Below are 14,190 nucleotides of genomic sequence, written 5' to 3' on the forward strand. Positions count from 1 at the left end.
CATTTATCATTGTTAAACCCTTGATAAATGCTTTTTCTTATATCCCTTAAACTCTTTCTTTTAGCTCCTTCGCTTTAAACTGCTTTGTTTTCTTTCTTCCAATCTCGAACATGGTCACAAGACTCAACAATCCTACTCCAAACCATCCAAAGGACGTTGTATCACCGGTCTTTACTACCTTATTCGATTCTACTGTAATTTTTCTTTCTGCGGTCGCAGTATTTCCTGCATTATCACTGACACGGTAAGTAATGACATACGTTCCCAGTGTATGAATATCAAATTCTCCAATTACCTGTATTTCTGCTGTTAGGTCTCCATCCACCTCATCCTGCGCTGATACCCCTTGCCGTACATCAAACTCTTCTCCTACTTTTATTACTGTATCCCCCGGTATTGTAAGAACAGGCGCCTTTATATCTTTGTTTTCTCTACTTTCCCTGCTTTTTCCTTTTTCCAATACCGTAATCTGTCTCGTTACCTGTGCTTCATTTCCACTACTATCACTAACTGAGTAAACAATCGTATAAGTTCCGGGTGTATGGATATCAAATTCTCCGTTTATCTTTATTGCAGAAGTCAAATCTCCATCTCTGTCATCCGTTGCAGTGATACCATCCATTATTGTAAACTCCGCATCCTGTATTACTTCATTCATTTCCGGAAGCGTAATTACCGGAGCTGTGATATCCCGATTCAAAGAAAAATATCTTACATCAGTATATGCCATTCCACCAAAATCATCTTTGATTTCTGCATACCATCCAAATACTCCATTTGGAGCACCCTTCCATGTATATTCTGCTTTACTTCCACTTTGAACGTTCTCTACTTCTCCAATTATCTGTTCTGTATATACATTTACATCAAAATCCGTAGTGGATAACACTTTTTCTTCCGGAACAATTCCAAGTTCTGCAAAAGGAATTTCAAAGTTTTCCTCACCTACAATAGCTTCTCCACCTAAATTACTATTATCCTTTGCATCATAATCATCCAGCGATGGAGAATACGTTCTTACGATAATTCTTTGTCCATCCAAATCAAAATGCATTAACCGCATATACCCCATTCCACCTTCGGAAAGCCCTTGATAGTCGAAAAGCATTTGATATACATTACGTTCTGCTACCCCATCTCCATCATCATCAAAATGACTTACTACGGTCTGTGCATTGTGATAATGTCCTGACAGTACCATACATACATTAGGATTTTTGGAAACCACTTCATCGTATACCCGCTGCGGTTCTTCTCCTAATCCGCCACTCGCCAATAAATATTCATGGAAGTTCAAAATTGCTTTTCTTTCCGGATATTGGCTTAGTACTTCATTCATCCAATCAATTTCTTCATCGCCAATTCCCCATCCGGTATACAACATAATAAAATCAATGCCTCCAACTGTAATCAAATCATAGTGCTGGCGGTTATTTTGATTCGTTCCACCGTACCACGGATTGCTCTCATAGCGATCTGCTCCAAAGTATTTATAGTAGTTTGTATAGTCTCCACTTAAATGACCTACATCATGGTTTCCGGCAAGAATACCATAAGGAATTCCAGCATCATCTAACTTCTGATATGCTTTGTCTGCATTCTCCCACTCTGAAATCAAAGGCTCGTCATCAATAATATCTCCATCATGGAACAGATACTGAATATTCATTCTTGGCTGATTTGCAATAATCCAATCATGAATATCCAATTGGTATTGATACTTTCCCTCTACATCCTTGTTTGGATTTCCTGCATAATCCTCATTGTAATATTGTGTATCAGACTCAACTGCAAATGTAAAATCATACTCACTTCTTGGTGTATCTTTTTCATTACTTGTTTTTACATTTGGATTGTCTGATGGTAACGCTGCTGCACCTTCTTCATACTGAATCGGTGTATACCCCTCACCACTTTGAACCATTACTTTTACACTTCCATTTTCTATATGGCCTGCCAAACTTATCAATGCAGTTAGAGTCTTTTCTCCTGCTTCCTCTGTACTCTTTGTCTCTGCCAAATCCCATTTTCCTGTTTCTACAGAATAAACATACATCTTAGTTTTATCACTATTGCTGTTTCCCTTCCACGCTACCTGAATCCGGTCATTTTCTGTTACCTCTTCTCCGACCTGAATCTCAAACTGCTGATATGGGAATCCATTTCGTGTCCCCGTCTCTTCTTTCGCTCTGGCTTTTTCCATGGAAAGGATTTCTCCATCGCCAGCAGTTCCTGCTGTATCAGAAACTCCCTGGCTCATAGAAATATTTTTATCTCCTAAAACATAACGTTCACCCTTTTTAAAGATTACATCCATATTATCCTGTGTAGGGTCTTCCACCATAACACTGAATACCGGATCTTGTTCCAATTCCGTTCCTGCCTCCGGTGTTATTTCTGCTCCCACCTCAGCATTTTCCTCCGGAATCGTAAATTTCACGTTTTGGCTACTTGCATTTCCACAATAATCAACGGCATTCAATTCAATCGTATGTTCTCCTGCTGTCATTTCCAAAGAACGAAACTCATACGGGAGTTCTATTTTCTTTCCATCCAGTTTTGCAGTCACGGATGAAACGCCTGATCCTTCTTCTAATACAGACGGCTCGATTGTATAAGTTCCTTTACATACTTCTCCTTCTGTAATATTCGAAATGATTTCAGCCGGTGTATTATCCACCTTTACTGTCAGTTTGCGTTCTTCTGCTCCTGCCTTTGCAATAAATACATGTTCTCCGTCCTCAAGTTTATTCGTATCCACATCATAACGAATTGCCTGATAAGAAACATCCGGTGCAGTAAATTTAGCATGAAGAATCTCTATTTTTCCTGCAGAATCCCCCATATTTATAATTGTCTCCGGATTCTCATACCCTTCTGCACGCAAGGTTCTTCCGTCAGGCAGGACAAGACGAATATTTTTCACTACAAAGTCGTCATTATTTTCTTCATTATGTTCTAATGGATTTGCCTTATTTCCTGCATGAATATCAATAGTAAGGCTTTCACCCTTTACAAAATAAGAAGCATCCACATCATACCCTACCGTTGCCCAATTCTCATACGTTCCCTCATTAAAAATTCCAAGTACATCATCACCAATAGCAACTGCATTTTTGAAAAATGTATCTGTCTGGCTAACATCCACCAAAATCTTTGCCTTTCCCGGAATGGAACTTACCGTTTCTGATGTCACATCTTTTCCATCTAACAAGAACTGGCCTCCGGTAGTAATGATAGATGTCTCACCGGATAAATACTGATTATCCCCAGACTGGTACTGATTTTGTTCCACTTCAAACCGTAATGCATCTTCTTGCGTACTTGCAGAAGTTATCCTATTTTCATCTGTTACTACAGTATGAAAACCATCACTCACAATAAATCTGTAATCAAAATATTTCTTTCCGTATAAATCTACTGCATCCATACTTTTCTGGAAAATATCACTTTCTCCATCTTTCAGTAAATTATAACTTTCATACTCTTCCATCGTATTATCTTTGACTTGAAGCACTACACGTTTGACAGAACCCTTATCCGAAGAAGCCTGTACAGAAAATGTTACACCCTCATCATTCTTAAACTGCTCCGCTGTCTGATTATTAATTGTCGGTTCTGCATCCGGTATACTAACTTCTGCCTGCATTGGACTTTCTTCCCCGGAAACGACTCCCGGGGTCGGAGCTGCATCATTTGCAGTCATAATAGTCTTATTGGAAATGGCATCGTAACGATAAGTAATTCCTTTATCAGCATGAGGATCTTTTACTCCTGCTTCCATATTATGCCAACAAAATCTATCTGTTCTTTCGTTCTTGTAGTAAGACGAAGTGCTCTTGCACTACCGTTTGCCATTCCACCATTATAAATTTCAAACAGATTTTTATTTAACTCCAGACTGGTTTTGAATTTCTTATTAAAATCCTCTACTGTCAACTCATTATTTTTACCATTTTTTATCCATAATACAATCGTCTTTCCCGGTTCCAATTTCAACTCTTCTTCCGGTGCAAACCAAAGGACATCGCTTGCATCACCATTATCCGGATAATTATAATACAAACTATAATCCTGCAAATCCAATGTCTGATTTGAATTATTATACAATTCTATATACTCATAAGCATCGGCACCATTGATGTTACTGGAATCAGGCATAATTTCACTAATAACAATAGGTGGAATTTTCGTTTTATCTACTGCCGTAGCTGCAATTGTAACTGTTTTCTCTGTTGTAGTCTTTTCTGTCACTCCATCTGAAAATTCTGTATAATAGGAAAATCCACTCTTGCCTGCCATTTCTGTCCATTCCAGACTTCCCTCATATCCATCCTCTGTCTTCTTCATAGCAATCTTCTGATATTCTTCCTCACCGGAAAACTTTACATATAGATATGCCGTATGAATCATATTATTTCCATTTGCTTCCGCTGTCACCTTCCAATCTTCCCCTTGGTTTACATAAAGAACAGCATCACAGGAAACAGATAACGTAGATGGAGTTTGGAACTGATATGTCTCTGTCGGGATTTGCTCAGAATTAATTTCTCCAGGTATCGCTTTGTATTCATATCCTAATCTTGTCTCTTTTTTTTCACCAGACTGGTATGTAAAGCAAATTCCGCCATTCTTTCCCGAAGTAGTGTTTCCCTGTAACTTTACCGCCTTTACATTACCATCATTATAAGTTACACTAGCCAGTTCTTCCCCTGTCTTTGTGGTTAATTTCAAGGTACGCTCCGCTGAATTATGAAGCCCACCACTATGTATGGTAGCAAGATTTTTTCCTATTTCTAGATTTGTGCCATAATAATTATTAAATTCTTCTACTGTACAAGCCGTATTTCCATTATTAATTATCCACAATACTACTGTTTTTCCCGGTTCTATGACAATTCCACTTTGATCCGGACTCCATATAACTCCACTATAAATTAATTCATACTGATCTAACTGAATGGTCTGGCTGCTTGTATTATAAAGTTCTACATACTCCCATGCATCTGCTCCATTTTTATTGTCTGTATCCGGTACAATTTCAGTAATCATAATTGGAGTTTTCATCATCTCTGAACTCCCGGACGCATAAACATTAATTGGCACAGATGACGTCAACATTGCAGTAGCACCTACGATTGCCATCCCTTTACAACATATCTTTTTTTCTTTCTGGTTTCTTTTCATAAAAAAAGTTCTCCTTCATTCCAAATTCTTGTCACTAGCTTTTAGAATAAAAGAAGAACTATTTTTCTACCATCGCTCTTTTGTAATTTCTGCGTAAAATCACAGTAATTTTTTGATGTTATTCCACCACCACAGCTTCAAATCCCAAATCATCCAATGTTTCAATGGCTGTCTTGACACAGTGCTCACATCCATCAATGCTTACGGTCCTTTCCGCTAAATTTATCTCGTGGGTGATGTCTGCCTCGGTCAGTGCCTTATGGATTCTTTCTACACATTTTTCACAATGCATATCTTCTGCTTTTAATACTGTCATAATCATTCCTCCTGTTTCATTTACTTTTATTCTTTATTACTTCATCAGCTTTTGAATGGTGCTGCAAAGTTCATCTACTACCTCTTCATTTCCTGCCTTGATGTTCTCTACTACGCAGGACTTGATATGCTCGGAAAGCAGGCACTTCGAAAAACTGTTCAAGGCTGACTGAATCGCCGATACTTGCGTAAGAATATCTACACAATAGCGATTATCCTCTACCATGGCCTTTACTCCTCTGACCTGTCCTTCTATTCGATTCAATCGATGAATCATATCCTTAATTTCTTCTGCGCTTCTCTCTTTTTTCTTTTCACAGCAACAACAATCCTTTGTGCATTCCTGCATTTCTTTTTCTTCCATATTACATATTCCTTCCTACTTTTCCAGATTTAGTCGGCGTAACCGCAGTGCATTTCCCACCACACACACAGAACTAAATGACATAGCAAGTCCTCCAAGCATTGGGCTTAACAGTGGCCCGCCGAAAATATACAATACACCTGCCGCCACAGGAATTCCCAATGTATTATAGAAAAATGCCCAGAAAAGATTTTCCTTAATATTGCGAATGGTTCCTCTACTTAATTTTACAGCCTTATAAACGTCCTGCAAATCGGATTTCATTAATACCACATCACTGGATTCCAACGCAATATCACTACCGTTTCCAATGGCTACTCCCACATCAGCCTGAACCAATGCAGGCGCATCATTGATACCATCTCCGGCCATCAACACTTTCTTGCCCTGTTGTTGCAGTTCCGATACGATTCTTGCCTTATCCTGTGGCAGAACTTCTGCAATGACACGGTCTACTCCCACCTGACTACCAATAAATTCCGCAGCCGCCTGATTATCTCCGGTAAGCATGATTACTTCCATTCCTGCTTTTTGAAGACTTCTGATGGCTTCCTTACTGGTACTTTTTACCGTATCTGCCACTACGATAATTCCTTCTAGCTGCCCATTCAAAACTACAAACATAGGTGTCTGGCCCTTTTTTGCACAGCTTTGTGCTGCTTCCTCCAATTTAGAAATATCCTGTCCTTTTTCTTCCATAAAGCGTCTGTTTCCGATTAATACAGAGATACTTTCATATTCCGCTCGTATCCCTCTTCCGCTGACTGCCTCAAAGTTTTTCACAGAATCCGCTACCTCTTCCGAAATCAATTCTTTCTCTTTTCCATAATCTACAATTGCCTGAGCCAATGGATGCTCGGAAAGACGTTCACAAGACGCTGCTATTTTCACCAATTCCTCTTTCGAATAAGCAGTCCTTGATGTCTGAATGACTTCTACTACTTTAGGTTTTCCTTCCGTAATGGTTCCCGTCTTATCTAACACCACCGCATTGGTATTCTGTAGGATTTCCAACGCTTCTCCACTATGAAACAGAATTCCGTTATTGGCGCCCAATCCGGTTCCTACCATAATCGCAGTAGGCGTTGCAAGTCCTAAGGCACAAGGGCATGCAATAACTAACACAGACACAAAAATATTCAAAATAAATGCGGTATCTTTTCCTGCCAGAAACCATCCCAAAGCAGCAATCACTGCAATTGTCATAACTGTCGGCACAAAATACCCTGCCACCGTATCTGCCAACTTGGAAATAGGTGCTTTCTTCCCCTGTGCTTCTTCAATCATAAGAATAATTTTAGATAACGTCGTATCTGCTCCGGTTCTTGTTACTCGTATCTGCATGGTTCCATTGTAATTCATACTTCCACCAATCACTTCGTCTCCCGGATGCTTCTCTACCGGAATACTTTCTCCAGTCAGCATGGACTCGTCCACAGAACTTTCTCCCTGAATCACTTCACCATCCAGTGGCACTTTGCTTCCCGGTCTGATTAAAAGTACCTCTCCCGCCATAATCTCATCCGTAGGAACTTCTATTTCTTTTCCATCTCTTATGAGAACAGAAGTATCCGGTGCTAATGCAATCAGCTTTCGAATTGCCTCTGATGTCTTTCCTTTACTTCGGCTCTCCATGTATTTTCCAAGCATAATAAGAGTAATGACAACGGCCGCTGATTCGTAATACAGGTGATGTACCGCCTCTGAATTCTTTGGAATCTGAATAGTCATCACCAGACTGTATAAAAAGGCACTTCCGGTTCCAATCGCCACCAGCGAATCCATATTGGGATGCCCCCGGAATAAAGTCTTAAATCCTACCGTGTAGAACTTCCAACCACATACCATAACTACTACTGCCAATATCATCTGAGCAATGGCAAAGTTCAAAGGATGCATCATCATATCCAGAAATTCCGGTAATGGCAATGTAATAGGAAGCATATGCCCCATAGAAATGTACAGAAGTGGAATTAAAAAAATTGCCGCCACAATCAAACGGTTGCGTTTCTCTTTCAATTCCTTTAATTCCTGTACACCAAACTCATCCTTCCGGTCTTCTACAATATCCTTTGGTTCAAAACCTGCCTTGGTAATTTTATTCTTAATATCAGAAAGTTTAACTTTTTCCGTATCATATATAATATGCGCCCGTCGGGTAGCCAGATTCACTTCGCAGTTCTCTACCCCCTCAAGCTTTCTGGTAACACGTTCCACTGCTGCCGAACAAGAGGCACAGGTCATACCATTTACTTCAAGAAAAATATCCTTTTTCATTTTTTAACCTCCTTATACCCCCATGGGGTATATTTATCATAGACCGAAATAGGAGGTTTGTCAACCTTATTTCTCCGGAATTCCACAAATTGTTTCTTCTTTTTCCTCATTATGATAAAAAAGAATTCCCAAATCTCTGGTATCATATACATGGATAATTTCAGCAAGTTCCTGCATCTGTGGACTGATTTCTGCCATAATTTTAGAATAACAGTTCCGGCTCTCGTCCAAAAGCATTGGATTCCAGATGCAAGTCTTTTCATTTTCATAAATGGCACCATAATAAATATCTGCTTCTACCAAATCCTGAAACATATGACTACCAAAGGAAAGTTCCGGGCAATATCCTGCCTTCGAATAAGAAATCTCACAGATTCCCATAAAATTGCAAATATCCGCGAAAACAACAGGTACTCCCAATTCCGGGGAGGAAGTTCCGATTCGTCCCGGTGTCAACAGCAACAGATGCATTCCCTTTTCCTTATAATAACGATTCACTTCTCCTACCGCTCTTGCCACCAATGGCTTGGAGTAATATGGAAAAGTGTAATACGCCTGTGGATCAATATATACCACATGCGTAATTTCTTCCATTCTGGAATGTCCCATAGATGCATTTTTTATATGAAACAATACGTTCTCCTTCTGCATCTTAGGCAATTCCTCTCTGATTTTATAATTATAATTTTTCCCAAGCTGTAACGGACGGCATTGTAAAAGATTTATCACAAAATCCTCTTTTTCACCGAAATTCACCGTAAATTCAATATCTACCGGATACTCGTAATGCTCCTGTAAAATGCTTAAAATACGCTTCATTGTATGAATTAACTTTTCGTTTCGGATAAATCCCTTACAGGTAATCAGATAAATATCACGACTCTGCCCACGTTCCCGGAACATACGCTCCAATTCATAATCATGCTCTACCAGTCTGCTTTTTCCTGCCACTCCAAGATTTGTCAGTGTTTTTGTACTTAACTTTCCTTCTCCGGTGTCTAATACATCAATATTATGCTGGGAATACTTCTGCCTCTCCTCCGGCTTTTTCTTCAATGCCTCTTGGGCACAGGACAGACCTATGATACAAGGATAATCTCCATTGGTACGGTCTACTGCACGAGTACCTAATCCCATAACGACCCGAAGCATCCCTTCCTCCGGTTTCATATCGGAAGAAACTTTGTAGGAACTATAAGAATATCCTACCCCGGCAGCATCTGGCATAAAAAATCCGTCGTAAGAAGAACCGGAAACCCGCTGTACCAAAAGTGCCATCTGTTCATCCCGATCTGCAAGCCCCCGCTGTTTTCGATATTCCAGTGCAGAGTTATCCATGGTACTGGCATATACTGTCCGTACCGCATCCTCAAAAGCTTTCAGTCTCTCTTCTAACTCGCCCTGATTCACACAGAATACAGACTCATATTTTCCTGCAAAGGCATTTCCAAATCCGTCCTCCAAAATACTACTGCTTCGAACAATAATTGGACTCTGCCCATAATACTCCAGCATCTGAATAAACTGTTCTTCAATATCCTTGGGAAAATTTCCGGTCCGCAATGCTTCCTGTAACTTTGGTGCAATAGAGAAATACTCTTCTTCGCTACGCTGCCGGATACGCATATTCCAGAATCCGTTGGCTACAATATAAGTATAAAAAACATCAGAACCAATATAGAAGGAATCATGTGGCTCCATGACAGCTCCGGCATTTTCCAGTTCTCGCTCTACCAGCTTTCGTGCCAGTAGCATTCCGCAAGCTTTTCCACCAATCATTCCGCTTCCAATCATTCTTGCCCTAATATGAAATAAATCTTCAGGAGTAAATGCACTATATACCATTTCCCTCATTTTCTCATCTCTGGTCATCATGGTTTTGCACATAATCTGAAATGTATCACTACTCAATTCAGAACGCTCATACTGAAGCTTTGCCAAATCAAAAAATCGGTCATAACTATCCTGACTATGCTGTGCATTGTAGCCATCCTTTCGATTCAAAACAGCATAAAAGCGACTGGTACTGACACCATCCGTCAAGGGCTTAAAAATACCCTCTGCAGGTATATATGCATGTGGCAAAAACATAGTTGGAGAATAACGATTCCACACTTTCAATGGATGTACATATAAACTCTTTTCATCAGAATATACGTCCAAAAAGAGCTGCGTGGTCTCTCTTATCTTTGCCACCGCCTGAAAAGAATGTCTTCCCCGTAAAATAGGAAAATATGCTACCGTGTCCAGTTGAAATAAGAAGGGACAGGTCACTCGGAAGAAATTTCCCATCATTAAATCCGTAGACCACGCTACCTGCAATTCAGACAAACAGTCAAAAACATAAAAAGCATCTCTGCCCTCTTTTTCAATAATTCGGTGAATCTCAATAGTAAAAGTTTCAAACCGATGAGACAGCTTTACCTGATACACCTTGATTCCATTTTCTTCTATAAGAATCGGTTCATGTGCTGCAAATCGTATGTAGATAATATTCCTGCCATCCTGCTTTGCCTGCTCTACATAAGGTTCCACAAAAGTTCGAAATTCTGATAAGTCTGACACCTGCCATACTACATTGTCTCCCAAGCGGATATTGTCAAATGCCTGATCCATCTGTGGGATTCCTGAAAGTACTCTTTCAAAAGCTGCCATAATTTTCCCTCCTTTTTCCCTTTTTTACAGTATACCACTTTTTACATGAATTCTATTGACTTTTTCTATTTTCTGTCTATAATATATCTTACTTTGTTTATTATTATTAAACATAAAATATATTATCAGTTTTAGTTGTGACAGAAAGGATGACAAAAGATGGATATCGGACACCGTATGAAGGAGTTGCGTATTCAGTATGGTCTCACCCAGCAGGAACTGGCAGACCGTAGTGAGCTTTCCAAGGGCTTTATCTCCCAATTGGAACGGAATCTTACCTCTCCTTCCATCAGTACTTTACTGGACATTATCCAATGTCTCGGCACTACTCCTGCTGAATTTTTTACCGATGAAGAACCGGAACAATTGGTATTCAAGCAGGAAGACTATTTTGAAAAAGAAAACGAAGAATTGCACAGTAGCATGAAATGGCTGGTTCCCAATGCTCAGAAAAATGCCATGGAACCGGTACTTATGACTTTGCATCCCGGTGGAACTTCTGATGTCCATCTTCCACACGAAGCAGAGGAATTTGGCTATGTATTAAAGGGAACTATAAAACTTTATCACGGTTCTCGCTCTACTACGTTAAAAGCAGGCGAAAGCTTTTATTTTAAAGCAGGAAAAAAACACTATATCGAAAACTACGGCAACAGGGAGGCCACTGTCCTGTGGATTACTACTCCCCCAAGCTTTTAGGAGGACTATCATGAGTAAAAAACTAATTGACTTACAGCATATTACAAAATCCTATGACGGACAGATGGTTTTGGACGATTTGAATCTATATATTCGCGAAAATGAATTTCTTACCCTTCTTGGTCCCTCTGGTTGCGGAAAGACCACTACTTTGCGCTTAATCGGAGGATTTGAGTCCCCTGACAACGGTAAGGTTATTTTTGATGGAAAGGATATTACGAATCTTGCACCCAATGAACGTCAGCTCAATACCGTATTTCAGCGCTATGCTCTCTTTCCACATATGACCATTGCTGAAAATATCGCCTTTGGTTTAAAGATTAAGAAAAAGAGTAAGGCTTATATCAATGATAAAATCAAATACGCTCTGAAGTTGGTGAACCTGGATGGTTTTGAAAAACGAAGCATTGACTCCTTAAGCGGTGGTCAGCAACAGCGTATCGCCATAGCTCGCGCTATCGTAAACGAACCTAAGGTACTGCTTCTGGATGAACCGCTTGGTGCTTTGGACTTAAAGCTTCGTCAAGACATGCAGTACGAGCTGATTCGTCTGAAAAACGAACTGGGCATTACCTTTGTCTATGTTACCCACGACCAAGAAGAAGCACTTACCATGTCTGACACTATCGTGGTTATGAATCAGGGATATATTCAGCAGATTGGTACACCGGAAGATATTTACAACGAGCCTTGTAATGCTTTTGTAGCAGACTTTATCGGAGACAGTAATATTATTGACGGTATCATGTTGGAGGATAAATTAGTAAAAGTGCTGGATGCGAAACTGCCTTGTGTCGATGAAGGTTTCGGCACCAACACCCCGGTAGACGTAGTGATTCGTCCGGAGGATGTAGAACTGGTTGCTCCGGAACAGGGAAGTCTGAATGGGGAAGTAACCTCCCTCATTTTCAAGGGCGTACACTGGGAAATCGAGGTACTTGCCAATGGTTATGAATGGCTGGTACACACTACCCAGATGCATCCGGTAGGTTCTAAGGTAGGTATTAAAATTGATCCATTTAATATTCAGATTATGAATAAACCGGAATCCAGTGACGAAAAGGCGGTGGAATTAGATGCGTAACTTAAAACGCCAGCTTCTTGCTGGACCTTATATGATATGGATTGTGGGATTCATTCTGTTGCCGGTAGTTATGATTCTTTACTACGCTTTTACTACCTCCAGCGGTTCCTTTACCATGTCCAATGTACTAACAATTACACACCCTATCTTTTTTAAAGCATTATTGTTCTCTCTAAAGATTGCACTCATCTGTACCGCAATCTGTTTGATTCTGGCATATCCACTTGCCATGATACTGAACAATATGAAAGGCAAACATCAGGGATTTATCGTATTTATCTTTATCCTCCCTATGTGGATGAACTTTATGCTGCGCATCCTTGCATGGAAAATGCTGTTATCCAATAACGGTATCATCAATACTGTATTAGACTTCTTTGGACTACCGGAGCTTCATATTATGAACACACCTGCTGCGGTAATTCTCTGCATGGTCTACGATTTTCTTCCCTTTATGGTGCTGCCTATTTACAATGCATTGGCACACATCAACCGGGATGTTATCGAAGCTGCCAGAGACCTTGGTGCCGGAAGCATTAAGATTTTTTTCAAAATCATTGTTCCATTAAGTTTGTCCGGTGTCATCAGCGGCATTATTATGGTCTTTGTCCCTGCACTGACCTCTTTTGCCATCTCCGACCTTCTTGGAGGTGGAAAAGTATTGTTAATCGGAAATATTATTGAACAGGCATTTACTCAGGACTACAACTGGAATCTTGGCTCCGGCCTTTCCTTTGTACTTATGATATTTGTCCTAGTCAGCATGGCTCTTGTAAATTCTCGCGACACGGAAGGAGGCGCTAACGTATGGTAAAAAAATCTGCAGAACGAATCTATCTTGGACTAATTTTTTTATTCCTATATCTGCCCATTTTAGTTTTAATTGTGCTTTCTTTTAATAACTCTAAGTCAAAGGTACACTGGGGCGGCTTTACTTTGAAATGGTACAAGAAAATGGTTTCCAGTCCTTCTATTATGGAAGCTTTCTGGACTACTATCATCATTTCGCTTGCTTCTGCCCTGATTGCCACTTTGCTTGGCACATTGGCTGCCCTTGGTATTGATGCTATGAAAAAGAGAAATCAAACCATTATGCTTGGAGCTACCAATATTCCTATGCTAAATGCAGATATTGTGACAGGTATTTCCACGATGCTCCTGTTCGTAAGATTTACGCGTCTTGGCATGAGCACCGTATTGATTGCACATATTACATTTAATATTCCTTATGTTATTTTAAATGTACTGCCAAGACTTCGCCAGTCCAGCAAATACACATATGAAGCGGCTCTGGACCTTGGTGCTACACCTTTATATGCCTTTTTTAAGATTACCTGGCCTCAGCTCCGCCCGGGAGTGTTGTCTGGATTTTTAATGGCAATGACCATGTCTCTGGATGACTTCTCCATCACTTATTTTACTAAGGGCGCCGGAATCAATACCTTATCAACCATGATTTATACCAACATGCGAAAAGGCATCAATCCTGAAATGTATGCCTTGTCTACGATTTTATTTATGGCTGCATTGATTCTTCTGCTTATGATGAACTTCGGTCCTTCTGCCAGAAAAGAAAAGGCAACTCACTAAAAATATAAGGAGCATTGAC

General features: G+C 40.0%; 10 protein-coding genes. 4 read left to right on the forward strand and 6 right to left on the reverse strand.

What is annotated here, in order from left to right:
- Positions 1-46: 46 nt before the first annotated feature.
- The 6 genes from BIV20_RS08455 to BIV20_RS08480 form a co-directional block, all read right to left on the reverse strand.
- Positions 47-3,784 carry an immunoglobulin-like domain-containing protein gene (locus BIV20_RS08455; RefSeq protein WP_075719972.1) on the reverse strand — a complete coding sequence of 1,246 codons (3,738 nt, stop codon included), beginning with the start codon at positions 3,782-3,784 and terminating at the stop codon, positions 47-49.
- Entirely contained in the window at positions 3,769-5,187 is a 1,419-nt protein-coding gene (locus BIV20_RS08460) for a lamin tail domain-containing protein (protein ID WP_075719974.1), read from the reverse strand. Before BIV20_RS08460 ends, BIV20_RS08455 begins: the two co-directional genes overlap by 16 nt.
- Positions 5,188-5,305: 118 nt before the next feature.
- Positions 5,306-5,503: a heavy-metal-associated domain-containing protein gene (locus BIV20_RS08465; protein ID WP_075719976.1), complete on the reverse strand. Its 198-nt coding sequence runs from the start codon at positions 5,501-5,503 to the stop codon at positions 5,306-5,308.
- 36 nt (positions 5,504-5,539) lie between these two features.
- On the reverse strand, positions 5,540-5,866 hold the full coding sequence (locus BIV20_RS08470; protein WP_075719978.1) for a metal-sensing transcriptional repressor: 327 nt from the start codon (positions 5,864-5,866) through the stop codon (positions 5,540-5,542).
- A 15-nt stretch (positions 5,867-5,881) separates the two neighbouring features.
- A complete protein-coding gene (locus BIV20_RS08475; protein WP_075719980.1) occupies positions 5,882-8,143 on the reverse strand; it encodes a heavy metal translocating P-type ATPase in 2,262 nt (753 codons plus the stop codon).
- A 66-nt stretch (positions 8,144-8,209) separates the two neighbouring features.
- Positions 8,210-10,798, reverse strand: coding sequence for a PEP/pyruvate-binding domain-containing protein (locus BIV20_RS08480; protein WP_075719982.1), 2,589 nt, complete (start codon positions 10,796-10,798; stop codon positions 8,210-8,212).
- A gap of 159 nt (positions 10,799-10,957) precedes the next feature.
- Here BIV20_RS08480 and BIV20_RS08485 point away from each other — a divergent pair, with 159 nt between their 5' ends.
- From BIV20_RS08485 to BIV20_RS08500, 4 genes are read left to right on the forward strand one after another with little or no spacing between them, the layout of a single operon-like run.
- Positions 10,958-11,497 (forward strand): helix-turn-helix domain-containing protein, encoded by a 540-nt coding sequence (locus BIV20_RS08485; protein WP_075719984.1) that lies wholly within the window; start codon positions 10,958-10,960, stop codon positions 11,495-11,497.
- A gap of 10 nt (positions 11,498-11,507) precedes the next feature.
- Complete coding sequence (gene potA, locus BIV20_RS08490; RefSeq protein ID WP_075719986.1) at positions 11,508-12,581, forward strand: spermidine/putrescine ABC transporter ATP-binding protein; 1,074 nt, start codon at positions 11,508-11,510, stop codon at positions 12,579-12,581.
- On the forward strand, positions 12,574-13,395 hold the full coding sequence (locus tag BIV20_RS08495) for an ABC transporter permease (RefSeq protein WP_075719988.1): 822 nt from the start codon (positions 12,574-12,576) through the stop codon (positions 13,393-13,395). Before potA ends, BIV20_RS08495 begins: the two co-directional genes overlap by 8 nt.
- Positions 13,389-14,171 carry an ABC transporter permease gene (locus BIV20_RS08500; RefSeq protein ID WP_075719990.1) on the forward strand — a complete coding sequence of 261 codons (783 nt, stop codon included), beginning with the start codon at positions 13,389-13,391 and terminating at the stop codon, positions 14,169-14,171. Before BIV20_RS08495 ends, BIV20_RS08500 begins: the two co-directional genes overlap by 7 nt.
- Positions 14,172-14,190 lie beyond the last annotated feature (19 nt).

Source organism: Roseburia sp. 499, from assembly GCF_001940225.2.
Classification (GTDB): domain Bacteria; phylum Bacillota; class Clostridia; order Lachnospirales; family Lachnospiraceae; genus Petralouisia.